Origin of the sequence: Aeromonas sp. 603404 (genome assembly GCF_049171775.1) — a bacterium.
Lineage (GTDB): Bacteria > Pseudomonadota > Gammaproteobacteria > Enterobacterales > Aeromonadaceae > Aeromonas > Aeromonas veronii_A.
The window spans coordinates 23896-45808 of record NZ_JAAKPE010000009.1; the positions used below are offsets into that span (position 1 = coordinate 23896).

Annotated in this window: 22 protein-coding genes; 12 read left to right on the forward strand and 10 right to left on the reverse strand. The window is 59.6% G+C overall.

The window, feature by feature from the left end; all coding sequences use genetic code 11:
• The first annotated feature begins 73 nt into the window (after positions 1-73).
• The 3 genes from G5306_RS12985 to G5306_RS12995 are packed head-to-tail and all read left to right on the forward strand — an operon-like array spanning position 74 to position 3550.
• Positions 74-1345, forward strand: a complete 1272-nt coding sequence (locus tag G5306_RS12985) for a paraquat-inducible protein A (RefSeq protein ID WP_106844099.1) — start codon at positions 74-76, stop codon at positions 1343-1345.
• Complete coding sequence (pqiB, locus tag G5306_RS12990; protein WP_005335774.1) at positions 1338-2987, forward strand: intermembrane transport protein PqiB; 1650 nt, start codon at positions 1338-1340, stop codon at positions 2985-2987. The genes G5306_RS12985 and pqiB overlap by 8 nt, the downstream gene beginning before the upstream one ends.
• Positions 2984-3550, forward strand: coding sequence for a PqiC family protein (locus tag G5306_RS12995; RefSeq protein ID WP_042052434.1), 567 nt, complete (start codon positions 2984-2986; stop codon positions 3548-3550). The genes pqiB and G5306_RS12995 overlap by 4 nt, the downstream gene beginning before the upstream one ends.
• Positions 3551-3629: 79 nt before the next feature.
• Here G5306_RS12995 and rlmD read toward each other — a convergent pair whose 3' ends face one another.
• Positions 3630-4982, reverse strand: a complete 1353-nt coding sequence (gene rlmD / locus G5306_RS13000) for a 23S rRNA (uracil(1939)-C(5))-methyltransferase RlmD (protein ID WP_421312960.1) — start codon at positions 4980-4982, stop codon at positions 3630-3632.
• A 274-nt stretch (positions 4983-5256) separates the two neighbouring features.
• Between rlmD and G5306_RS13005 the strand changes: the two genes are divergently transcribed.
• Positions 5257-6981 carry a proline--tRNA ligase gene (locus G5306_RS13005; RefSeq protein ID WP_075116001.1) on the forward strand — a complete coding sequence of 575 codons (1725 nt, stop codon included), beginning with the start codon at positions 5257-5259 and terminating at the stop codon, positions 6979-6981.
• Positions 6982-7071: 90 nt separating this feature from the next.
• On the opposite strand, the gene G5306_RS13010 is transcribed toward G5306_RS13005, so the two are convergent.
• The 3 genes from G5306_RS13010 to G5306_RS13020 form a co-directional block, all read right to left on the reverse strand.
• The gene (locus tag G5306_RS13010) at positions 7072-7752 is read right to left on the reverse strand and encodes an SDR family oxidoreductase (RefSeq protein ID WP_042052437.1); all 681 of its coding nucleotides are present in this window, start codon (positions 7750-7752) and stop codon (positions 7072-7074) included.
• Between the two features lie 31 nt (positions 7753-7783).
• Positions 7784-8416 (reverse strand): TIGR04219 family outer membrane beta-barrel protein, encoded by a 633-nt coding sequence (locus G5306_RS13015; protein WP_058059690.1) that lies wholly within the window; start codon positions 8414-8416, stop codon positions 7784-7786.
• A 95-nt stretch (positions 8417-8511) separates the two neighbouring features.
• A complete protein-coding gene (locus G5306_RS13020) occupies positions 8512-8961 on the reverse strand; it encodes a copper chaperone PCu(A)C (protein ID WP_058059691.1) in 450 nt (149 codons plus the stop codon).
• A gap of 90 nt (positions 8962-9051) precedes the next feature.
• Between G5306_RS13020 and G5306_RS13025 the strand changes: the two genes are divergently transcribed.
• The gene (locus tag G5306_RS13025; protein WP_058059692.1) at positions 9052-9801 is read left to right on the forward strand and encodes an enoyl-CoA hydratase-related protein; all 750 of its coding nucleotides are present in this window, start codon (positions 9052-9054) and stop codon (positions 9799-9801) included.
• A gap of 18 nt (positions 9802-9819) precedes the next feature.
• On the opposite strand, the gene G5306_RS13030 is transcribed toward G5306_RS13025, so the two are convergent.
• On the reverse strand, positions 9820-10248 hold the full coding sequence (locus tag G5306_RS13030; RefSeq protein WP_005335785.1) for a DUF2753 family protein: 429 nt from the start codon (positions 10246-10248) through the stop codon (positions 9820-9822).
• Between the two features lie 288 nt (positions 10249-10536).
• On the opposite strand from G5306_RS13030, the gene G5306_RS13035 reads away from it, so the two are divergent.
• The gene (locus G5306_RS13035; protein ID WP_421312961.1) at positions 10537-11196 is read left to right on the forward strand and encodes a CatB-related O-acetyltransferase; all 660 of its coding nucleotides are present in this window, start codon (positions 10537-10539) and stop codon (positions 11194-11196) included.
• 94 nt (positions 11197-11290) lie between these two features.
• Here the strand turns inward: G5306_RS13035 and G5306_RS13040 are convergent, their stop codons facing one another.
• Positions 11291-11998 carry a ParB-like protein gene (locus G5306_RS13040; RefSeq protein WP_421312962.1) on the reverse strand — a complete coding sequence of 236 codons (708 nt, stop codon included), beginning with the start codon at positions 11996-11998 and terminating at the stop codon, positions 11291-11293.
• 184 nt (positions 11999-12182) lie between these two features.
• Here G5306_RS13040 and G5306_RS13045 point away from each other — a divergent pair, with 184 nt between their 5' ends.
• Both G5306_RS13045 and G5306_RS13050 read left to right on the forward strand, forming a co-directional pair.
• Positions 12183-13787 carry a peptide ABC transporter substrate-binding protein gene (locus G5306_RS13045; RefSeq protein WP_421312963.1) on the forward strand — a complete coding sequence of 535 codons (1605 nt, stop codon included), beginning with the start codon at positions 12183-12185 and terminating at the stop codon, positions 13785-13787.
• 118 nt (positions 13788-13905) lie between these two features.
• Entirely contained in the window at positions 13906-14220 is a 315-nt protein-coding gene (locus G5306_RS13050) for a hypothetical protein (RefSeq protein WP_421206183.1), read from the forward strand.
• A gap of 69 nt (positions 14221-14289) precedes the next feature.
• Here the strand turns inward: G5306_RS13050 and dusA are convergent, their stop codons facing one another.
• Positions 14290-15276, reverse strand: coding sequence for a tRNA dihydrouridine(20/20a) synthase DusA (gene dusA, locus G5306_RS13055; RefSeq protein ID WP_088868451.1), 987 nt, complete (start codon positions 15274-15276; stop codon positions 14290-14292).
• A gap of 137 nt (positions 15277-15413) precedes the next feature.
• On the opposite strand from dusA, the gene zur reads away from it, so the two are divergent.
• The 3 genes from zur to G5306_RS13070 are packed head-to-tail and all read left to right on the forward strand — an operon-like array spanning position 15414 to position 16558.
• A complete protein-coding gene (gene zur, locus G5306_RS13060; protein WP_160882369.1) occupies positions 15414-15872 on the forward strand; it encodes a zinc uptake transcriptional repressor Zur in 459 nt (152 codons plus the stop codon).
• Positions 15862-16323: a chemotaxis protein CheX gene (locus G5306_RS13065; RefSeq protein WP_005343179.1), complete on the forward strand. Its 462-nt coding sequence runs from the start codon at positions 15862-15864 to the stop codon at positions 16321-16323. Before zur ends, G5306_RS13065 begins: the two co-directional genes overlap by 11 nt.
• Positions 16324-16327: 4 nt before the next feature.
• A complete protein-coding gene (locus tag G5306_RS13070) occupies positions 16328-16558 on the forward strand; it encodes a hypothetical protein (RefSeq protein ID WP_160882368.1) in 231 nt (76 codons plus the stop codon).
• A 73-nt stretch (positions 16559-16631) separates the two neighbouring features.
• Here the strand turns inward: G5306_RS13070 and brnQ (G5306_RS13075) are convergent, their stop codons facing one another.
• The 3 genes from brnQ (G5306_RS13075) to G5306_RS13085 all read right to left on the reverse strand — a co-directional run bounded on the left by brnQ (G5306_RS13075) (position 16632) and on the right by G5306_RS13085 (position 20545).
• A complete protein-coding gene (gene brnQ / locus G5306_RS13075) occupies positions 16632-17909 on the reverse strand; it encodes a branched-chain amino acid transport system II carrier protein (RefSeq protein WP_421312989.1) in 1278 nt (425 codons plus the stop codon).
• Positions 17910-18338: 429 nt separating this feature from the next.
• On the reverse strand, positions 18339-19643 hold the full coding sequence (gene brnQ, locus G5306_RS13080; protein ID WP_421255235.1) for a branched-chain amino acid transport system II carrier protein: 1305 nt from the start codon (positions 19641-19643) through the stop codon (positions 18339-18341).
• Positions 19644-19834: 191 nt separating this feature from the next.
• Positions 19835-20545 carry a tRNA1(Val) (adenine(37)-N6)-methyltransferase gene (locus tag G5306_RS13085; RefSeq protein WP_421312964.1) on the reverse strand — a complete coding sequence of 237 codons (711 nt, stop codon included), beginning with the start codon at positions 20543-20545 and terminating at the stop codon, positions 19835-19837.
• 119 nt (positions 20546-20664) lie between these two features.
• On the opposite strand from G5306_RS13085, the gene srmB reads away from it, so the two are divergent.
• Positions 20665-21888 carry an ATP-dependent RNA helicase SrmB gene (gene srmB / locus G5306_RS13090; protein ID WP_005335816.1) on the forward strand — a complete coding sequence of 408 codons (1224 nt, stop codon included), beginning with the start codon at positions 20665-20667 and terminating at the stop codon, positions 21886-21888.
• Positions 21889-21913 lie beyond the last annotated feature (25 nt).

The following is a 21913-nucleotide window of genomic DNA, read 5'->3' on the forward strand; positions in this document are numbered from 1 at the left end:
CTGGTCGCTGACCAGCACAACTGCGATAATCGCCAGCTCTGGCTCCACCATGGGCCTTATCTGGGGTTTTATCTTGCATCCGGTTTCACACCAACACCACACCACCTATGTCCATGATGCCACTGCCTGCGAAGAGTGTGACCTGCTGATACCGGCCACACCGCTCGAGGTGGGACAGGCCAGCTGCTGCCCCCGTTGCGGACACACCCTGAGTCGCCACCTGCCACAGCAGGAGTTGCGGCCGATCTCCTACGGGTTCGCGGCACTCATCATGTTCGTGCTCGCCAATGCCTTTACCTTTATGTCCTTCTCGGCCAAAGGGGTGGGCCAGGAGATGACCTTTTTGCAGAGCATCACCACCCTGGTGGATGAGGGCTATCTGTTTCTCGGCGCGGTACTGAGCCTGACCCTGATCGGCCTGCCGCTGGTCTATATGGGCTCCATCATGCTGGTGCTGTGGCGGATCGATAAAGATCTGCACAGCAATGCCCTGCGCTCCCTCGGCCGTCTGCTCTGCCGGATCAAACCCTGGCTGATGGTGGATGTCTTTCTGGTGGGGGTGCTCATCTCGCTGGTCAAGCTGATGGGAATGGCCGACATCAAGATGGGGCTGTCATTCTGGGCTTTCGTCGGCTACACCGTACTGCTTATCAAGATGATCTCCTCACTGGATCAGATGTGGCTGTGGCAGCGGCTGTTCGGCCCGACCGAGGCACGGGAGATCGACCCGGAAGCGGGCGCGCTGGAATCAGGTCTGGTGGGCTGCCATATCTGTGGCGCTCTGAGCGAGGTGGGCAGCCACAGCTGCTCCCGCTGCGGCGGCAAGCTGCATGCGCGCAAGCCAGGCGGCCTGAACCGCACCTGGGCGCTGCTGTTTACCTCCGCCATTCTCTACATTCCGGCCAACGTCTATCCCATCATGGATACGGTGTTTCTCGGTGATGACAGCCCCTCCACCATCCTCGGCGGTGTGGTGCTGCTCTGGGCCATGGGCTCCTACCCCATAGCGGCGGTGATCTTTTTCGCCAGCGTGGTGGTGCCGCTGGTGAAAATACTGGCGCTATTCTGGCTTTGCTATATGGTGCAGCGCGGCAATGTCACCTCCCCCCTCGGCAAGCTCAAACTCTATCGCATGACCGAATTTGTCGGACGCTGGTCGATGATCGACGTCTTCGTGGTGGCCATTCTGGCGGGCCTGATCCGGCTCGACAATCTGATGACCATCTATCCCGGCCCTGCGGCCGTCGCATTTGCAGGTGTGGTGCTGATCACCATGGTCGCCGCCATGAGTTTCGACTCCCGCCTGATCTGGGATTTACAACAAGGAGAACGCGAACGTGAGTGAGCGTAAAAAAAGGTGGAAACCGGGCTCTGACTTTCTGAGCTCTGCCGCCGCAATCTGGATGGTGCCCCTGCTGGCACTGTTCATCGGTCTCTGGATGCTGTTCCAGCACTGGTACTCCCAGGGCCCCAGTTTCACCCTGACAGTCGCCACTGCCGAGGGCATAGTCGCTGGCAAGACGGTGATCCGCTCCCGCGAAGTGGACGTCGGCCGCATCGAGGCCGTCGAGCTGAGCGATGACTACAGCCATGCCGTGCTGAAAGGACGGCTGACCAATGCCGCCTCCGGCATGTTGCGCGGTGACAGCCAGTTCTGGGTGGTCAAGCCCAGAGTGGGCCGTGAAGGGGTATCGGGTCTGAGCACCCTGCTCTCCGGCGCCTATATCGAGCTCGCCCCCGGCAAGAAAGGTCGGGCGCGGGACGAGTACGCCATGCTCGACAAACCGCCGCTCGCCTCCCTCGATGCCAAGGGGCTGCGTCTCACCCTCAGCAGTCGCGACACTCGCGCGCTGGGAGAAGGCTCCCCCATCAACTATCAGGGCTTCACCATAGGTCAGGTGGAAGAGGCGAAGTTCCTGCCGGAAAAGAGCGAGATGCAGTATCAAATCTTCATCCACGCTCCTTATGACATTCTGGTGAGCAGCAACTCCCGCTTCTGGATGACCCCGGGCTTCGAGGTCTCCATGAGCAGCGAGGGGATGAAGGTGAAGATGGATTCGCTGGAGAGCCTGATCGATGGCGGCATCACCATGGGTCTGCCACCCGGCTGGGCGCCTGGCGAACCGGTCAAACAGATGGAAGGGTTCACCCTGTTCCAGGATGAGGCGAGCGTGCTGGCCGGTAGTCTGGATCAGTTCATCGACTACGTCTTCCTGTTCGATGACAACGTGGGTGGCCTGCACCCGGGCGCGGCGGTGCAGTATCGCGGCATTCGGGTCGGTACCGTCATCTCCGCCCCCTACCTCATCGAGGACAAGGGCGTGCAAATCTTCAAGAGCCGCCAGATCCCGGTGCTGGCTCGCATCGAGGTGCAGCGCCTCTCCCACCGCTATGCCAAGGCGGAGAAAGATCAATGGCGCGCCCTGTTCGGCAAGCAGTTCAAGGAGGGGTTGCGTGCCAGCCTCAAGACCTCGAGCCTGCTGACCGGCGGCAAGATCATCGATCTCAACTTCTATCCGGACGCGCCACGTTTCGAGCAGGCCAAGCTGGCCGGTTATCAGGTCTTCCCCACCGTGCAGGGCGGGCTGGATCAGATCGAGCGCAAGGTGAACCTCATCCTAGACAAGTTTGTCGACATGGACATGGCGACCACCCTGACCAAGGTTAACGGGTCACTCACCACCCTGGATGGCACCCTGAAGAACATCAGTGCAGTCAGCGCCAACCTGAACAAGCTCACTGCCAAGGATTCCACCCAGCAGCTGCCGGCCTCGCTCAACGAGAGCCTCAAGCAGTTGCAGGAGACCTTGCAGGCCTATGATGCCCAGTCGCAGACCAATCAGGACCTGCGTCAGTCGGTGCAGACCCTCAATCAGTTGATGCGCGAACTGCAGCCGCTGGTGCACTCCCTCAACGAGCAGCCCAGCTCGCTGATCTTCGATCGCGCGCATCCATCGGACCCTGAGCCCAAGCGAGGCAAACAATGAAAAAAGAGATCCTGACGCTGGCCCTGTTGGGCCTGCTGGCGGGCTGCAGCAGCCAGCCAAGCCTGCACTACTACTCGCTCGATGCCGACAACCAGCAACCCGTGACGGCCCCGGCCCAACCGCAGCACCAGCTGGTGCTGCGCCCGGTGGCGCTGGCCAGCCAGCTCGACCGGATCAGTCTGGTCTATCAGCTGGAAGGGCAAGAGCTCCACTTCACCGAGTACCATCGCTGGGCCGGTGCGCTGGACGATCAGCTCAACCAGCTCACCCTCAATGGCCTCTCCACCCGCCTGCCGGGCTGGGTGGTACGGCAGGATGGCGCCCGCAAGGGGCCGGTGCTGACCATTCTGGTGGAGCGCTTTCAGGGCCGTCATGACGGCAGCGCCGTGCTGAGCGGCCGCTGGCGCCTGCTGGCGGAAGATGGCACCGTGCTGCGCGATGCTCCCTTCCGTCAGGAGCGGGTGCTGCCGGCCGATGGCTACAACGCACTGGTGAACGAGCTGGGTCAGGGCTGGCAACAGCTGCTCGACCAGATCGCCGCCGAGGTGCGCAAGCAAGGTTGAGCACATCAACCTGCGAGTATCAGATAGAAAAAAACGACGCCAGCTGGCGTCGTTTTTTATGGGCAAGATTCGGGGCGACTTATGCCTGGGCGGGCAAGCTCAGACGAGCCACTGCTTCCACATGCATGGAGTGCGGGAACATATCGACCGGCTGCACTTCGTCCAGCACGAAGCCCTGCTTGACCAGCCAGGCAAGGTCGCGGGCCAAAGTCTGCGGGTTGCAGGAGACATAGACCAGACGGCGGGGCGCCATGGCGACCAGGGTCTGCAGCACCGCCTTGTCACAGCCTTTGCGGGGCGGGTCCATCACCACCACATCAGCGGTCACACCCTGGGCGTGCAGTTCGGGCATCAGCTGCTCCGCCTTGCCGACGTGGAATTCGGTGTGCTCGATGCCGTTGAGGGCGGCGTTGCGACGGGCATCGCTGATAGCGCTCTCCACCGACTCGATCCCCACCACCTTGGCGGCCTTGCCAGCCAGGAACAGGGAGATGGTGCCGATACCGCAATAGATGTCGAACACCGTCTCGTTGCCGGTCAGCTCGGCATACTCGAGGGCGCTGGAGTAGAGCACATCGGTCTGGGTCGGGTTGTTCTGGAAAAAGGAGAGCGGCGAGATCTCGAACTCGAGTTCGTGGATCTTGTCGCGGATCACCCCTTCGCCGAGCAGCACCCGGTTGGTGGCGCCCAGAATGCGGTTGGTGCGCTCATCGTTGATGTTCTGCACCAGGGTAGTGACCGGCAGATCGCTCAGGGCTGCCAGCAGCTCGGCTTCGAACGGTAACTCCTCGCCCAAAGTGACCAGCACCACCATCAGCTCACCGCTCTTGAAGCCCTTGCGGGTCATCAGGTTGCGCACGCAGCCGCTGTGGTTTACTTCGTCATAGGCGGCGATGTCATGCGCGCGCATCCAGTTGCGCACCCGGGCGTTGAGCTCGACATGCAGCGGATCCTGCACCGCACAATCATCGGCGGTGATGAGATCGTGAGAGTGCTTGCGATAAAAACCGATCTCGGCACCGGCGTCACAGCCACGCACCGCATATTGCGCCTTGTTGCGATAGGCGAACGGGCTTTCCATGCCAAGGATATCCTTGACCGGGGTGTCACCCAGCCCGGCCTGCTCCAGTGCGCTCTGCACCAGTGCCTGCTTGAGCTTGAGCTGAGCCGGATAGGCCAGCGGGCGTACCTGACAGCCACCGCACTCGGTGTTGGGGCAGAAATCGGCAACCCGATCTGCTGAAGGTTGGAGCAGCTCGGCAACCTTGCCGTGCAGATAGTTCGGCTTGACCTCGGTCAGCTCCACCAGCGCCTGCTCACCGGGCAGCAGACCTTCGACAAACAGGGGGCGATCGAACAGGCGTCCTTTGCCATCTCCTTTGTCGGTCAGTTCCAGGATCTCGATCTGGTGTTGATGTCCCACTAACGGCATGAGCGGCTCCAAAAGTACTAAAAATGGGGGGTGATGAACGCGGCAGAGCCATGCCCATCGAGAAAAGGTGGCAGAGTTTAGCGGAGATCCGGCCAAATTGCAGGCATAAAAAGCCTGCTTGTTGCAATGGTCATTGCCCCTGGCCATCTGCCGGGCGTGGCCACCTTTCGGGTTGCGGCAAATTTAGCCCTTGGGCCGCAACGCCCAGCCTGTTAAAATTCCGCCCTTGAAATTATCCTGGGCCCCGCGCCCGTTCTAGCTAAGGTCTACCGCGATGCGTACCAGCCAATATCTGCTTTCCACTCTCAAGGAAACCCCCTCCGACGCTGAAGTTGTCAGCCACCAGCTGATGCTGCGCGCCGGGATGATCCGTAAACTGGCCTCCGGCATGTATGCCTGGTTGCCAACCGGTCTGCGGGTACTGAAGAAAATCGAGAACATTGTTCGCGAAGAGATGAACAATGCTGGTGCCGTCGAAGTCTCCATGCCGGTGGTGCAGCCTGCCGAGCTGTGGCAGGAGTCTGGCCGCTGGGATGATTACGGTCCCGAGCTGTGCCGTCTGACCGACCGTCACAACCGTCCCTTCGTGCTGGGCCCGACCCACGAAGAGGTGATCACTGCGCTGGTACGTTACGAAGTGAACAGCTACAAGCAGCTGCCGCTCAACCTCTACCAGATCCAGACCAAGTTCCGCGACGAAGTGCGCCCCCGTTTCGGCGTGATGCGCGGCCGCGAATTCCTGATGAAGGATGCCTACTCCTTCCACATCGACAAGGAATCTCTGGTCGATACCTACGAGAAGATGCACGCCGCCTACTGCAAGGCGTTCACCCGCATGGGTCTGAACTTCCGTCCAGTGCAGGCGGATACCGGCTCCATCGGGGGTACCGGTTCCCACGAATTCCAGGTGCTGGCAGAGAGCGGTGAAGACTTGATCGCCTTCTCCGATAGCTCCGATTACGCCGCCAACATCGAGATGGCCGAAGCACTGGCACCGGCTGGTGAGCGCGCTGCCGCCACCGCAGCCCTGACCAAGGTTGCCACCCCGAACGTCCACACCATCGACGAAGTGGCTGCCTTCCTGAACGTGGCTCCGACCGCCATCGCCAAGACCCTGCTGGTACTGGCAGAGGAAGATGAGCACGGCAAGCAGGCCGTCATCGCGCTGGTACTGCGTGGCGACCACGAGCTGAACGAGATCAAGGCCGAGAAACTGGCTGGCGTAGCCAACCCGCTGACCTTCGCCAACGACGAGCAGATTAAAGCTGCCGCCGGTTGCGATGCAGGTTCCATCGGCCCGGTCGGCTTTGCCGGTCGCATCATCGTCGATCGCAGCGCCGCCCATCTGGCGGACTTCGTCTGCGGCGCCAACGAAACCGGCTTCCACCTGACCGGTGCCAACTGGGATCGCGACATCGCTTCTTACGAAGTTGCCGACCTGCGCAACGTGGTGGAAGGCGACCCGAGCCCGTGCGGCCAGGGCAAGCTGCTGCTCAAGCGCGGTATCGAAGTGGGCCACATCTTCCAGCTGGGTACCAAGTACTCCGAAGCGATGAAGGCGAGCGTGCTGAACGAAGCTGGCAAGTCCGTCACCATGGAGATGGGTTGCTACGGTATCGGGGTTTCCCGTCTGGTGGCTGCCGCCATCGAGCAGAACAACGACCAGTACGGCATCATCTGGCCGGACGCCATCGCCCCGTTCGAAGTGGCCATCGTGCCGATGAACATGCACAAGTCCGAGCGCGTGGCCGAGCAGGCACAACAGTTCTACGCCGAGCTGAAAGCCGCTGGTGTGGACGTGCTGTTCGACGACCGTAAAGAGCGCCCGGGCGTGATGTTCGCCGACATGGAGCTGCTGGGCATCCCGCACGCCATCGTCATCGGCGATCGCGGTCTGGACAACGGCGTGGTGGAGTACAAGTGCCGCCGCACCGGCGAGAAGCAGGAAGTGGCCATCAGCGACATCATCGCCATGCTCAAGGCCAAGCTGGGCCGTTAATTCCGCCCTCTTCCCGATATAAAAAAGCGCGCCATTTGGCGCGCTTTTTGTTTCTGTGTGCTGACGACGGCAACCGGATGAAGGGTTGCCTCAGGGATTGCGACCGATAAAGAGATCGGTCACGTGGCAGCTGCTTCTGGCTTCCAGTGCGTCGAGCATATAGGCCGCCGCATCTTCCGGAGTCATGAAGCCACTCGGGTCCACGTGATCCGAGTTGTCCCAGAATTCGCTGCGGATCCCGCTCGGGTAGAGGTTGACCAGCCGCAGTGGCGAGCCTTTCAGCTCGGCGCGCAAGGATTCGAGAAAGCCGCGCATCCCCCATTTGGAGGCGCAGTAGAGGCTCTCGTTAGCCTTGCCCACCTGCGCGGCGGAGGAGAGCACATTGGCCAGTACTCCGCCTTTCTCCCCGATAAGCCGCACCGTCTGCTGGGCCACCAGAATGGTGGAGATGAGATTGCTCTCCACCACCCGGCGGATCTGCTCGGCGGTGTAAACACCGACCGGGCCAAACTCGCCCACCCCGGCGCAGTGGATCACCATGTCGGGCTGCCCGCCCCACTCCACCGCAGCGGCGAAGGCAACGTCGACCTCTTCATGGTGCGCCAGATCGGCCGCGATGCCGATCACCGCGCTGCCGAGCAGCTGTTCCTGCTCCTGCAGTCGCTGATAACGGCGCCCCATCATGGAGACCTGATGGCCCCGCTCAACCAGTCCGATGGTCAGCGCCCGGCCGAGACCAGAACCGGCACCTGTCACTATGATGTGGCCCATTATCGCTCCTCGTCGTCAGTTGACGGTCAGATTAGAAAGTGAATTCGCCGCCCATGAACCAGCCATCGATACGCTGGTCAACGTTGTCGAAGTCGACCTTGGCTTCACGCCAGCCGGCACGCAGCTTGATCGGCATGGAGGAGAACTTGTAGGAACCGCCCAGACGGTAGTCATAGTTGTCCGCATCGTGAGTGCGCAGATCACCGAAGAAGGCGATGCCGGTGCCCGGGATCTTCACTTCGCTGCCGGCATAAGCCATCAGGGTATCTTCGTTATAGCCCTTGCGACCGACATAGACCTGCTCGCCATCGTAGTGACGACCGGTCATACCCAGATCGATCTTGAACAGATCGTTGTTGAACAGACGGTAGTAGAGGCTCAGATCGTAGGCGGTCAGGTCGTTCTTGAAGTTGCCGCCGGAGGTGCTGAAATCGGAGACTTCAAACTTGGCGTTCGGCAGGAGGATGATGCCGTGCTCCAGTTGCAGATAGCCGTTCCAGTTGTAGCTGTCGTCATAGCTGCCATCGGCACTGGTGCCATAAGCCTGACCACTGCCCTTGGCTGCCCATACGTCGGCACCGGCGGCAAAACGCCAGTCGTCAGCGGCCATGGCACTCTGGCTGCACAGAGCCAGCACAAAACCGGCAATCAGCGTCTTTTTCATTACGTCACTTCCTCTTGCATACATGGAAAAGAGCACTATTTTACTCGGTGCAGCCAAAATACCCAGCGTCAATCCTGAACAAACGACGACAAATGTCAGTGCTTCATATGCTTCATCTCTGCCATCGGCTCAATCGGCTTCACCGGCAGTGACAGCTCCAGCTTCTGACCATCGTCCATGGTGAGGGTGAGCGGGAAAGGAGTCTGCTCGGAGAGCGTACCCACCTCGAACAGCATGATGTGCAGGCTGCCCGGTTTCAGCACCGCCTCGCCCTTGGCCGGGATCTCGATATTCTCGACCTGACGCATCTTCATCACACCATTTTCGTGCAGATGAGTGTGCAGCTCGGCACGCCCGGCCGCAGCAGAAGCCGCTGCCACCAGCTTGACCGGCTGGTCGGCGTCATTCTTGAGCACCATAAAGGCGGCAGTGTTGGGGGAGCCCGGCGGCAGCAGCCGCACATAGCCGTCGACAGCCTCGACCTTGGCCAGTGCAGGCGCCGTCATACCCAGAACCAGCAGAGAATAAAACGCACGTTTAAACATGGTTGAAATCCTTTTATGATGTTGTTAAACGGCGCCAAGGTTACCCCAGCAGCAACCTTTTTTGCACCTTTCAATAACAAGGATTTAGACATGGCCCCCATTCTCATTGCCGAGCAGCAGGATGGCTTGCTCACCCTGACCCTCAACCGCCCCGACAAGCGCAACGCCCTCAATACCGAGATCTATAAGCAACTGGTGGCAGCGCTGCGAGAGGCGGCAGCCGATGAGGAGGTGCATGTCCTGTTGTTGCAGGGGCAGCAGGATTGCTTTACCGCGGGCAATGATCTGGCCGACTTTATGGGCAAGAGCTCGCTGGAGCCCGACGACCCCATCCTGCAGTTCCTCCACACCCTTGCCGACTTCCCCAAACCCGTGATCGCCGCTGTTGCAGGTCCTGCAGTAGGGATTGGCACCACCATTCTGCTGCACTGCGATCTGGTCTATCTGGCGGATAACGCCCGCTTGCAGCTTCCCTTTGTCGAGTTGGGACTGGTGCCGGAGTTCGCCTCCAGCCTGCTGCTGCCGCGTCTGGTGGGGCACCTCAAGGCGGCCGAGCTGTTGCTGCTGGCCGAGGCGATGGATGCCGAGGAGGCGCAGCGACTCGGGCTCGCCAACAAGGTGGTGGCGGCCGATGGAGTACTCTCCTTTGCCCGCGAGCAGGGACTGAAGCTGGCGGCCAAACCGCCCAGAGCGCTGCAAAAGAGCAAAACACTGCTGAAACAGGAGCTCAAACAAGCAGTGCACTTTGTCATCGATTTGGAGGCGCGCGCCTTCGCCCAGGCACTGCAAGGGGAAGAGGCGCAACAGCGCATCGCCCAGAAACTCAAACGGCGGGGCTGAGCTGCCGCTCAACGCCGGTCAGTTGAGACGAAAACGGCCGATCAGCTCGCAACCCTGCACCTTGTCCTGCAGCTGGATCAGCCGGGCAATTTCCGGATTGGGGTGGCGCTTGAGAAAGGCGAGCAGGGCACCACGACAGCAACCCAACTCGCTGATCAGTGCCTCGCACTCCCGATTGGGGCACTGCGGCACCAGCGCAGTCACCAGCTCGGAGGCAAGTTTCAGGTAGCGCAGCTCGTAAGTCGGCTCATCCATCGCCCGCCAGAAGTCGGCCAACCGGTGACAGGTGGCGACTCGCATGGTGGCCAGCTCGGTCAACTCCACCTGGGTCATCTCGTAAACATCCCCCAGCGCCTGCTGATAAAAGCAGATCGCCGCCCCTAGCGAACCGGCCTGCCAGGCACGCTCCGCCTCCAGCATGTATCGTTGCCAACTTTGCGGTGTCATCTCGCTCTCCCGAATCCGTCATGGTGGGAGTGTTATCATGGCTAATTGAGAATAAATATCAACCAGAGGGTTAGTGCAGGATCTCTGCGCAACCTTGGCAAACCCGGCGCCCGACCTTATGATCGCGCCCTTCCCTCTTAGTTCTTTGGAGCACACCACAATGCGACCACGCCTCCCGCAGATGCTGGGCTGCTCCCTGCTCTGCGTGCCCCGCATGCTGGTCTGGATCTATTAGCTGCGCTCAAGCGAACGCAACCCATCCGATCCATTCAGCAAAGGAGTACCAATATGAACCCCTGCCAACACTGGTCGCAGGTCGAATACCTGCACCTGACGGTGACCAACCCCAATATCTGCCTCAAAGGGCAGCACAGTTACTACTCGGGTGCCTGGGATGGCCCCTTCGAAGAGGTGGCGGTGCGCTACCTCCATGGCGATCCCTTCAGCCGCAGCCCGGAAACCGGCTGGGAGCCGCTCTGGCATATCGACCGGCTCCATATCGGCGACTATGTGCAAATTGCCGCTGGGGTAAAGATCATCATGGGCGGCAACCACACCCACAACACGGCCTTCATCAGCACCTATCCGTTCGCCGATCTGGCGGCGCTCAAGGGCAGCTACCGCCCCGCTGGCGATACCCGCATCGACAACGATGTCTGGATCGGCATGGAGGCGATGATCATGCCCGGCGTCACCATCGGCGACGGCGCCATCATCGCCGCCCGTTCGCTGGTCAATCAGGATGTACCACCCTATGCCATGGTGGCGGGCACCCCGGCCAGGGTGGTGCGAATGCGCTTTGGCGAGGAGGAAATTGCCCGGCTACAGGCCCTCGCTTGGTGGGATTGGCGGGATCAACAGGTCAACGATCTGCTAGCGCTGATCCAGCAAGGTGACGTCGCCCTGCTTGAACAGGCGGCTGCCCACTGGGCGGTGCGCCATGAGTGACCACCGCTAACCAGTAGCTGACAGCATAAGGGCGACCCTGGGGTCGCCCTCTTTTATCTCCGGCATGCTCTGGATGCCGTCATCGCACATCCACTCACTGCGCGCTTTTGGACTGGTTGAGGCTGCACTGCTTGCCGGGATAACCGGGCAAGTCACTGGCATCGCTGCCGCAGGCGAGCCGTTTGGCCTGTTGCAGGCGGGCGGTCAGATTGGAGTTATCGACAGGCATCCACTGCATCTGCTTGCCGAGCCAGCTGGCCCAGGCAAACTCGACGAAATAGACCTGTTTGTCCTTGCGAAAGTAGCCCGCATCCTGCAGCAGTCCGGCCAGGGTGCGATAGGGGTAATCAGGCAGCTTGTCGATACTGGTCGGCAACTGCTCCGGGGTCAGCGGCTGCCCCTTCTCATCCTTGAGCCAGGCCCAGTGGTTGTTCTGCATCTGGCTCCAGAAGTTGGCTTTGTCCTGCAGACGGCCAATCACCTTGACCCGCGCATCCTTGACGCCCTGCTGCCACAACGCCTTGGTGAGATGGTGTCTGTCCACCAGCCAGTAGCTGCCATCCGGTGCAATCACTACAGGGATCTCTTTCTTTTTCATCAACTTGTCGAGCTGCTTTGCACTCATGCCCGCCAATGTGGCCTGGGTCTCATCAACCTGGATCTGGCCGACGCCCCCCTGAGTCGGGTGCAAGGCATCGATGCCGATCTCGCACCAGTTGCCCACTGCCGTGTCGCTCTGGCACGGGGCCAACGCCCAGGTACCCTGGCTCAACACACAGGCCAGCACTAACCATGCTTTCATCGTATGACACTCCTCACCACATTGAACTGCACAGACGCCGGGAACGCTCTGCTACCCCGATTGGGAGTGAGAGTCGAATGCTGGCGGTCAGACCAGCAAACGGGATATCATGATTTCCCATCTGTCGGCGATATTTTCTCGCCGAGTTTTCTCCCCGCTTCACACTATTTGAAGGATCCGACCCATGAAAGGATGGACCCCCTTGCTGGCCCTGCTGGGCTGTGCTGCTGTCCAGGCTGCCGATATTCCCGCCGGAACACAACTCGCCGCCGAGCAGATTGTCGTTCGCCACCTCAAGGATGAACCTGCCAGCCTGAGCCCGCTCAAGCTGGTCGGCCTGCCGGAGTTGCAGGTACTGCGGGATCTGTTCGAGGGGCTGCTGACCCAGGGGCCGGATGGCAAACCGGTTGCCGGGGTGGCAGCCAGCTGGGAGAACAAGGGCAACCAGTTCTTTACCTTCCATCTGCGCCCGGATGCGCGCTGGTCCAACGGCGATCCGGTCAAGGCCGGCGACTTCGTCTACGGCTGGCGCAAGCTGGTCGACCCGAAAGAGGCGGCCACCTTCGCTTGGTTTGCCCAACTGGCCCGTTTCGACAAGGTGGACGAGATAGTCGCTGGCAAATTGCCTGCCAGCGAGCTGGGGGTCAAGGCCCTCGATGACCACACCCTGCAGGTGACCCTCTCCCAGCCGGTGCCCTACTTCCTGAACCTGCTGAGCCACCCCAGCCTGTCGCCGCTCCATCAGGCCAGCATCGAGCAGTACGGCAACCAGTGGACTCAGCCCGGCAAACTGGTGGGCAACGGTGCCTTTGTGCTGAACAACCGGGTGGTCAACGAGAAGCTGGAGCTGACCCCCAACCCTCAGTACTGGGATCGGGCCCATACCGTATTGACCAAGGTGATCTTCATGCCTATCAATCAGGAGAGCGCGGCCACCAACCGCTATCTGGCGGGCGATCTGCATATCACCGAATCCTTCCCCAAGGATCAGTACGACAAGCTGAAGCTACAGATCCCGAATGAGGTCTACACCCCGGATCAGCTCGGTACCTACTACTACGCTTTCAATACCCGTGAGGCGCCACTGAACGATGTGCGGGTGCGCAAGGCGCTCTCCTACACCATCGACCGCGCCCTGATCGCCGACAAAGTGCTCGGTACCGGCGAGAAACCGGCTTATCACTTCACTCCGGATGTGACCGCCAGCTTTACCCCAACCGCCAACCTGCTCTCCACCAGCAGCCAGCCGGAGCTGGACAGCAAGGCCAAGGCCCTGCTCAAGGAAGCCGGTTACGGCCCGGACAAGCCGCTCAAGCTGACCCTGCTCTACAACACCGCGGAAATTCACAAGAAGATGGCACTGGCGATTGCCAGCATGTGGAAGCAGAAGCTGGGCGCCGAGGTCGAGCTGACCAATCAGGAGTGGAAAACCTATCTCGACAGCCGCCAGAGCGGTCAGTTCGAGGTGATCCGCTCATCCTGGGTCGCCGATTACAACGACCCGTCAGCGTTCCTCGGCCTGTGGGGCTCCCGTCACAGCGGCAATATGGCAGGCTTTGCCAATGCCCGTTATGACCAGCTGCTGGTAGAGGCGGCCAGCACTCAGGATGCCGCCAGCCGCAGCAAGCTGTTTGGCGAGGCGGAAGCGATCCTGCTGGATCAGGCCCCCATCGCCCCCATCTACCAGTACACCAATGCCCGCCTCATCAAGCCATGGCTCAAGGGCTACCCCATCAACAACCCGGAAGATGTGGCCTACAGCCGCCAACTCTACCTCGTCAAACACTGAGACCGGCCACAACGATGCGAGGCCCTGCGGGGCCTCGCTATTGATACTGTTCACATCCCGATTTCCAGCCTAAAATGCCGCCCCTTCTGTTCAATTAATCTTCAATACCCAGTCAGACATGCGTTATTTGATACTGCTCTCGTTGTTGTGGACCCTGCCTGCGCAGGCCAGTAGCGAATCCCAATGCCAGCAAGAGTTTGTCGGCTGGATGCTGCATCAGCAGCAACAGTTCAGCGATCGCAAGTCTGACAAGATGGAGCGGCGCCGGGCCGAACGGGCCATCGATCTTGCCCGGCAGGAGTACGACAAGCAGGCCAGCTTCTGCAAGACCATGCAGCTTGTTCGTGAATACAAAGATGGCGATCCACGTTTTACTCCGCGCCCCGGAGAGATACACGACTACAGTACGGCTTCTGACAACACATCAGGGTGACCCTGACCAGAAAAACCAAAAGCGCGTCGATTGACGCGCTTTTTGTGGTTCTTGCCCTGACAAAGCGGCTTATTCGGCCGTCTCGCTGCTGGCAAACTCCGGCACCTTGGCCATGGCATCCAGCACCACCTGAATACCGGCGCCCGGTTTGCAGGCGTTCTCGCTCAGGTGACGGCGCCAGGCGCGAGCCCCCTGCATGTTCTGGAACAGCCCCAGCATGTGGCGGGTCATATGGGAGAGGTAGTTGCCCTTGGCCAGCTCCTGCTCGATATAGGGCAGCATCATCCGCACCACCTCGTGGCGGCTCGGCACGGCGTTGTTCTGGCCGAACACCAGATTGTCCACCTGCGCCAGAATGTAGGGGTTCTGATATGCTTCACGCCCCATCATGACGCCATCGACGTGTTGCAGGTGCTCGAGAGCCTGCTCCATGGAGGTGACGCCGCCGTTGAGGGCAATGGTCAGCTCCGGGTAATCCTGCTTGACCCGATAGACGCGGGGATAATCGAGGGGCGGGATCTCGCGGTTCTCCTTGGGGCTCAGGCCGCTCAGCCACGCCTTGCGGGCATGGACGATAAAGGTATCGCAACCGGCATCGCGCACCTGTTCGATAAAGGTCTGCAGAAATTCGTAGGAGTCCTGATCGTCGATGCCGATACGGGTCTTCACCGTCACCGGAATATCGACCACATCGCGCATTGCCTTGACGCAGTCCGCCACCAGCGCTGGTTCGCCCATCAGGCAGGCGCCAAAGCGACCGTTTTGCACCCGATCGGAGGGGCAGCCGACGTTGATGTTCACCTCGTCATAGCCGCGCTCCTCGGCCAGCTTGGCACAGCGCGCCAGATCGGCCGGATTGCTGCCCCCCAGCTGCAGGGAGATGGGATGCTCCTGCTCGCTGTAACCCAGATAATCCCCCTTGCCGTGGATGATGGCACCGGTGGTCACCATTTCGGTATAGAGCAAGGTCTGGCGACTCATCAGTCGATGAAAGTAACGGCAATGCCGATCAGTCCAGTCCAGCATGGGGGCGATGGAAAAACGCTGCGCCTGCATAAAAATCATCCGGGTTGGCTAAAGAAAGGGGCGGATTTTATCACAACGTGAAGCAGCCCCAGAAAATGAATTTTGTCGCCGCGCCATGCGAGGCCCTGTGATAGTATCCGGCTAATAGAAAGGGTATCTGCGCGATCATGAATCAAGACCAACTTTTACAACGAGCCGAGCGACTCTGTATACAGCGAGGGATCCGCTTCACCCCGACCCGACGTCAGGTATTTCGCCTGCTGGCGGCACACGGCAACGCCATCAGCGCCTATGATTTGTTGGCCCAGCTGCAACAAACCGAAGCCAATGCCAAGCCGCCAACCGTCTATCGGGCACTCGATTTTTTGCTCGAACAGGGCTTTGCTCACAAAGTGGAATCGCTCAACGCGTTTATCTTCTGCTGCCACTTCGATCACGCTCACCCGATGCAGCTGCTGATCTGCGACGAGTGCGGGGATGTGGTCGAACTTCACGATAGTGCAATAGATAGCGCGTTTTCCGAGCAGGCCCACTTGCATGGCTTTACGATTACCAATAAGACAATAGAGGCACATGGCCAATGTGCTCGCTGTACGCCCACTGTAGGAAGTCATCATGAAGGCTGATTTTGTAAATCCGTTCCTGCTATCTCTGCTCAATGTGCTCTCGACCATGGCACAGCTGGAACTAAAACCGGGCAAACCGAAACGCAAGATGGATGAGCTGGCGCGCGGCGACGTCTCCGGTCTGATCGGCATGGTCGGCCCGCAGACCCGCGGCTCCCTCTCCATCAGCTTCGAGAAGGGGCTGGCGCTGGAGATCATGCGTCGCATGCTGGGGGAAGCTCCCGCCTCCATCAATGAAGAGGTGACCGACATGGTCGGTGAAATCACCAACATGGTGACCGGCGGTGCCAAGCGGATGCTGGGCGAGAAGGGCTACGAGTTTGACATGGCGACCCCCATCATCGTCTCCGGCCCCAACCACACCATCACCCACAGGGCCGATGGCACCAAGATAATGATGCCATTCGAATCCGATTTCGGTCGCGCCACTATCGAAATTTGCTTCGAGTAATCCTATGTGGAAAGCATTGAAATGGATTTTCATCTGCTGGGCACTACTGTTGATCCTGTCGGACATTCAGATCAGCACCTCCCTCTACAAGTACGAAGATAACCGGGTTCTCATCAACTTCCCGCGCTGGGAAACCAAACAGCCCTGGGGCACCTTCGAGTGGCATGCCGGACGGGTAGAAACCCACTGGTATGGTCTGGATGGCAAACCCAAGCCGGCAGGCCCGCAAATCTGATCCGGTAACGGATCCGGCAGAAACAAAAGAGGCCAGCAGATGCTGGCCTCTTTGCTATCTCGTTGATCCTGAATCAAGCCGCTTCGGCAGCCAGCTTACCGCTTGGTCGCATCAAGATGCCGACGATGCAGGCCAGCAGAGTTGGCAGCAGCCAGGCAAGTCCCTTGTCAAACAGCGGCAGGAAGGCAAAGCCGTCCATCGCCATACCAGCAGCGCCCAGTCCGTCCAGACAGCCAAACAGGAAGGCGACCAGCAGCACGCCACGAAACGCCAGCCGTGGCTGGGCAAACCACCCTTTGAGGAAGGTCACCAGCACCAGTGCAATGGCAACCGGGTAGATGGCTACCAGCACCGGGATGGAGAGACTGATAAGCTCACTCAGCCCCACATTGGCCACCAGCGCGCAGAGTGCCCCCAGCAGCATCACCCACTTGTGGTAAGCCCAGCCAGTCAAACCTTGGAAATAATCGGCTCCGGCACAGAGTAGGCCTACTGCACTGGTAAAACAGGCCAGAGTGATGATGGCCGCCAAAATAAGCTGCCCAGGCTGACCAAACAGGCTCAGGACGTAGGCATTGACGATGGCACCGCCGTTGCTGATGTCGCTCGCTACTCCGCCGGCACTGTTGCCAAGCTGGAAAAGAGAGAGATAGACCGCCGACAACCCGACCGCCGAGATCAGGCCCGCAATGGTGAGGTATTTGAACTGGCTGCGATAGTCCTCGATCCCTTTCTGGCGCAGCAACCCGATGATCAGTGCGCCAAACATCAGGGATGCCAGGGTATCCATGGTGTTATACCCCTCCAGCATCCCCTTGGTGAGCGGAGCGCTGATGTAGTCACCGCTGGCATCGGGCATGGTACCCTGTGGCGCGATAAAGACCCCGACCGCCAGAATGAGCAGCATCGCCATCAGGGCGGGAGTCAGGTACTTGCCAACCGCATCGAGCAGTTTGCCCCGATCGAGCGCCACCATGATCACCAGCGCAAAGAAACTCAGGGTGTAGATCAGCAGTCCCGCATGACCGGCATCGCCGAGCCAGGGCTTGAGCCCCATCTCGTAGGCGACCAGACCGGTGCGGGGAATGGCAAAGGCGGGTCCCATGATGATATAGATGGCGATGGCCAGCGCCGTCGCCGCCCCGGCGGGCAGATAGCGGGTCATTCCGGTCCAGCCACTCGCGCGGCCCCCCGAACTCCCCTTGGCAACCGCAATCAGGGTGATTAACGGCAGCCCCACCGCCGTCAGTAGAAAACCGCACATGGCGGCCAGCAGATGCTCACCAGCCATAAAACCGGCAAGCGGCGGAAAAATGATATTGCCAGCCCCTAGATAGAAGGCAAACGTCATAAACCCCAGTCCGAATACGTCGGACAACTTCAATGATTTCGTCAAACCCAACCTCATCTGCCTTATCAGCTTGTTATTGATTGCACCCACTGCCTGGCAGATAACCGGTAACAATGTCTCTTGCTTCTCTCTCGTACGGATACCGGACAAGAATTGCGCATTCAGCATAAAGAAAAGGAATCAAACCTCAATCGCAAATTAATATATTGAAACAATTTAAACAAACAGAATTAATCACCAACAAATTTGCCCCTCTCAAAATGATGCAAAGAGAGATTGAGCAAAGAGGCGAGAACAGGCAGCAAAAGCGCGGAACAGGCAAGCGTCACCGGCAGTGACCATCACAACCCGGCAAAACACAATGCAGAGTGACGGAAAGCAAAAGAGCCTGCACGGGGCAGGCTCTTGGCAATATCACATCGGGCGTGATCAGGCAGCTTCGGCAGCCATCTGTGTCGGACGCACCATCACGCCAACTACGCAGGCCAGCAGGGTCGGCATCAGCCAGGCGAGGCCCTTGTCGAACAGCGGCAGGAAGGCAAACGCATCCATCTTCATGCCGGCAGCACCCAGACCATCCAGGCACCCGAACAGGAAGGCAACCATCAACACGCCACGGAACACCAGACGGGGACGGCCGAAGTAACCCTTCAGGAAGGTAACCAGCACCAGCGCCACGGCAACCGGATAGATGGCAACCAGCACCGGAATGGAGAGGCTGATCAGCTGGCTCAGGCCCACGTTGGCCACCACGGCACAGATAACGCCCAGCAACACCACCAGCTTCTTGTAAGCCATGCCGGTCAGATTGTGGAAGAAATCGGAACAGGCAGAGATCAGGCCCACGGCAGTGGTGAAGCAAGCCAGAGTGATGATGGCCGCCAGAATGAACTGACCCGGCTGACCAAACAGGCTCAGTACGTAGGCGTTGACGATGGCGCCACCGTTGCTGACATCGGTCGCCACACCGGCCGCAGTGTTGCCCAGCTGGAACAGGGATACGTACACCACGCTCAGACCAACGGCAGAGATGAGGCCGGCAATGGCCAGATACTTGAACTGGCTCTTGTAATCGTTGATGCCTTTCTGGCGAAGCAGATCGACGATCAGGGCGCCAAACATCAGGGACGCCAAGGTGTCCATGGTGTTGTAGCCTTCCAGGATCCCTTTCACGAAGGGGCTGTTCTGATAGTCACCGGACGCATCAGGCATAGAGCCTTGCGGTGCTACGAATACACCGATCGCCAGAGTCAGCAGCAGCAGCATCAGTACCGGAGTCAGGTATTTGCCGATGGCGTCCATCAGCTTGCCCTGGTTCATGGAGACCAGAATGGCCACACCAAAGAAGATCACGGTATAGGCCGCCAGACCCGCTTGCCCCATATCACCGATGAACGGCTTGAGGCCCATCTCGTAGGCAACCAGACCGGTACGGGGCGCGGCAAAGGCCGGGCCGATGATGATGTAGATGGCAACGGCCAGCGCAGTCGCGACACCGGCAGGCAGCAGTTTGGTCATGCCAGCCCAGCCGTTACCGGCTTTCGCCACGGCCAGAATGGTCACCAGAGGCAGGCCCACGGCAGTGACCAGGAAACCAAACATCGCCAGGGAGAGGTGCTCACCAGCCATGTAACCGGCCAACGGCGGGAAAATGATGTTACCGGCGCCCAAGTAGAAGGCGAAGGTCATAAACCCTAATCCGAGTACATCGGACAATGTGAGTGATTTCGTCAAGTTCAACCTCGTCTGTCTTGTAAATTATTGCTTGTTATAGTTTTTATCGGTCGCTGACCGGGTGTGTTCAGGGGGTATAAAAAAAGAGCCCCGCATGTTTTTTCATCGCAACCAGTGGTTTTAGCTGGTCTGGAGCGGGCGCTCGATCTGGAACCAGCATAATGGCGTGAAAAAATAGTTCAAGACGAAATTTACATCTTCAAATAGAAGGGGTTGGTCAGTTGGATATATCTGTCGGAATAGGCCCCATCAGCAGAATGGATCACAATTTCACCCCTCTCACACCTGTTTAATCCTCTGCCAAGTAGCAATAAAACACGATTTGCCTCTTTACCATCTCTGGTGATAACAGCTGTATAACAAATGCCATGCAGATCATAATTCGCCGAAATGCATAAAATTTCATCGGCCATCGCCGTCGGCAGCACCAGCGCCACCTGCCCGTTCGGGCTCAGCAAACGATCGCAGGCTGCCAGTAATGCGGGGCTGTCGAGGGCGCCGGTATGGCGGGCCAACGCCCGCGCCGGATCGCTAAATGACTGGCCTGCCACGAAATAGGGAGGGTTGGAGACGATAAGATCGTAAGGGGTGGCCTGATAATCCTGAATGGCACTCTCTATGACGGTCACCCGATCGGCCCAGGGAGAGGACGCCGCATTCTCCCGCGCCTGGCTGGCCGCATTAATATCCAGCTCGACCGCATCAAGACGGCAGTCAGATCTGCTGCGCTGGGCCAGCATCAGGGCGATCAGGCCGCTGCCGGTGCCGATATCGAGCACTCGACGCGCCTGTTCGACCGGCGCCCAGGCACCGAGCAAAATGCCATCAGTGCCTACCTTCATGGCGCAGCGATCGTGATTGATATGGAACTGTTTGAAGGTAAAGCCGCGACTACGTCCCATCTGGCCCCCGTCATCTGCAAAAATGGTGGGCGATTATAGCGGCTAAGACACACTCACCAATAGGAGCCGACGAGATAATCGCCTATAATCTGCCGTTTCCTTAATGACCGAGTATTGCCATGAGCCAGTCCTTTGATGATTTCGACCTGCACCCAGCCCTCAACCGGGCCTTGGCCGAGATGGGATTCACCCGCCCCACCACCATCCAGCAGATGGTGCTGGAGCCAGCCCTGGACGGCCGCGATATTCTGGCATCCGCACCGACCGGTACCGGCAAGACAGCCTCTTTCCTGCTGCCGGCACTCCAGCACCTGCTGGATTTCCCGCGCCGCAAGCCGGGCCCCTGCCGCATGCTGATCCTGACCCCGACCCGCGAGCTGGCGCTGCAGGTGACCGCCCACGCCAAGGCGCTGGCTGCTCACACCAACCTCAGCATCGAGACCATCATCGGCGGCGTCAGCCATGAAGAGCAGCTGCCTGCCCTGACCAAGACTACCGACATCGTGGTGGCCACCCCGGGCCGTCTGCTCGAGTACATAGAGAAAGAGGAGTTCGAGAGCCACGACATCGAAGTGCTGGTGCTGGATGAAGCGGACCGCATGCTGGACATGGGCTTTATCAAGGATGTGAACCGCATCGTGGAAGAGGCGCGCTACCGCAAGCACACCATGCTGTTCTCCGCCACCCTGGAAGGGGCTGGCCTTGAGAAGTTCGCCAACGAGATCCTCAAGGATCCTGTGGAGCTGCACGCCGAGCCGCCCCGCAGCGAACGTCGCCCCATTACCCAGTGGATCCATCTGGCCGATGACGCCGCCCACAAGCTGGCGCTGCTGACCCATATCCTGAAAGATCCGGAAACCCAGAAAGCCATCATCTTCGTCAAGACCCGCGAGCGTCTGGCGGAGCTCTCCGGCCAGCTACAGGCGGCAGGCATCTCCTGCGCCTGGATCCGTGGCGAGATGGAGCAGAGCAAGCGTATCGAGTCGATCCGCAAGTTCCACGAAGGGGAAGTGCCCTTCCTGATCGCCACCGACGTCGCCGCCCGCGGCATCGACCTACCGAACGTCAGCCATGTCATCAACTACGACATGCCCTACGGCGCCGACGTTTACGTCCACCGGATCGGTCGTACCGGCCGCGCCGGCAACCGTGGCTGCGCCATCAGCCTGGTGGAAGCCCACGACATGGCGATGGTCGCCAAGATCGAACGCTACACCGAAGAGCGCCTCAAGCGCCGGGTGATCGACGAGCTGCGCCCGAAACACAAAGAAGCGCGGGTACCGGTGAAGAAGAAAAAGCCGGTCGACAAGAAGAAGTCCGCCAAGAAGAAAAAGAAGAAGTGATCGCCTAGCGATAAAGAGAAGGGCC

Bases quoted from the DNA above. Each gene is read 5' to 3' on its own strand.
- G5306_RS12995 (WP_042052434.1), top strand. From the start codon at position 2,984: ATGAAAAAAGAGATCCTGACGCTGGCCCTGTTGGGCCTGCTGGCGGGC.
- rlmD (WP_421312960.1), bottom strand. From the start codon at position 4,982: ATGCCGTTAGTGGGACATCAACACCAGATCGAGATCCTGGAACTGACC.
- G5306_RS13005 (WP_075116001.1), top strand. From the start codon at position 5,257: ATGCGTACCAGCCAATATCTGCTTTCCACTCTCAAGGAAACCCCCTCC.
- G5306_RS13010 (WP_042052437.1), bottom strand. From the start codon at position 7,752: ATGGGCCACATCATAGTGACAGGTGCCGGTTCTGGTCTCGGCCGGGCG.
- G5306_RS13015 (WP_058059690.1), bottom strand. From the start codon at position 8,416: ATGAAAAAGACGCTGATTGCCGGTTTTGTGCTGGCTCTGTGCAGCCAG.
- G5306_RS13020 (WP_058059691.1), bottom strand. From the start codon at position 8,961: ATGTTTAAACGTGCGTTTTATTCTCTGCTGGTTCTGGGTATGACGGCG.
- G5306_RS13025 (WP_058059692.1), top strand. From the start codon at position 9,052: ATGGCCCCCATTCTCATTGCCGAGCAGCAGGATGGCTTGCTCACCCTG.
- G5306_RS13030 (WP_005335785.1), bottom strand. From the start codon at position 10,248: ATGACACCGCAAAGTTGGCAACGATACATGCTGGAGGCGGAGCGTGCC.
- G5306_RS13035 (WP_421312961.1), top strand. From the start codon at position 10,537: ATGAACCCCTGCCAACACTGGTCGCAGGTCGAATACCTGCACCTGACG.
- G5306_RS13040 (WP_421312962.1), bottom strand. From the start codon at position 11,998: ATGAAAGCATGGTTAGTGCTGGCCTGTGTGTTGAGCCAGGGTACCTGG.
- G5306_RS13045 (WP_421312963.1), top strand. From the start codon at position 12,183: ATGAAAGGATGGACCCCCTTGCTGGCCCTGCTGGGCTGTGCTGCTGTC.
- G5306_RS13050 (WP_421206183.1), top strand. From the start codon at position 13,906: ATGCGTTATTTGATACTGCTCTCGTTGTTGTGGACCCTGCCTGCGCAG.
- dusA (WP_088868451.1), bottom strand. From the start codon at position 15,276: ATGCAGGCGCAGCGTTTTTCCATCGCCCCCATGCTGGACTGGACTGAT.
- zur (WP_160882369.1), top strand. From the start codon at position 15,414: ATGAATCAAGACCAACTTTTACAACGAGCCGAGCGACTCTGTATACAG.
- G5306_RS13065 (WP_005343179.1), top strand. From the start codon at position 15,862: ATGAAGGCTGATTTTGTAAATCCGTTCCTGCTATCTCTGCTCAATGTG.
- G5306_RS13070 (WP_160882368.1), top strand. From the start codon at position 16,328: ATGTGGAAAGCATTGAAATGGATTTTCATCTGCTGGGCACTACTGTTG.
- brnQ (WP_421312989.1), bottom strand. From the start codon at position 17,909: ATGACGTTTGCCTTCTATCTAGGGGCTGGCAATATCATTTTTCCGCCG.
- G5306_RS13085 (WP_421312964.1), bottom strand. From the start codon at position 20,545: ATGGGACGTAGTCGCGGCTTTACCTTCAAACAGTTCCATATCAATCAC.
- srmB (WP_005335816.1), top strand. From the start codon at position 20,665: ATGAGCCAGTCCTTTGATGATTTCGACCTGCACCCAGCCCTCAACCGG.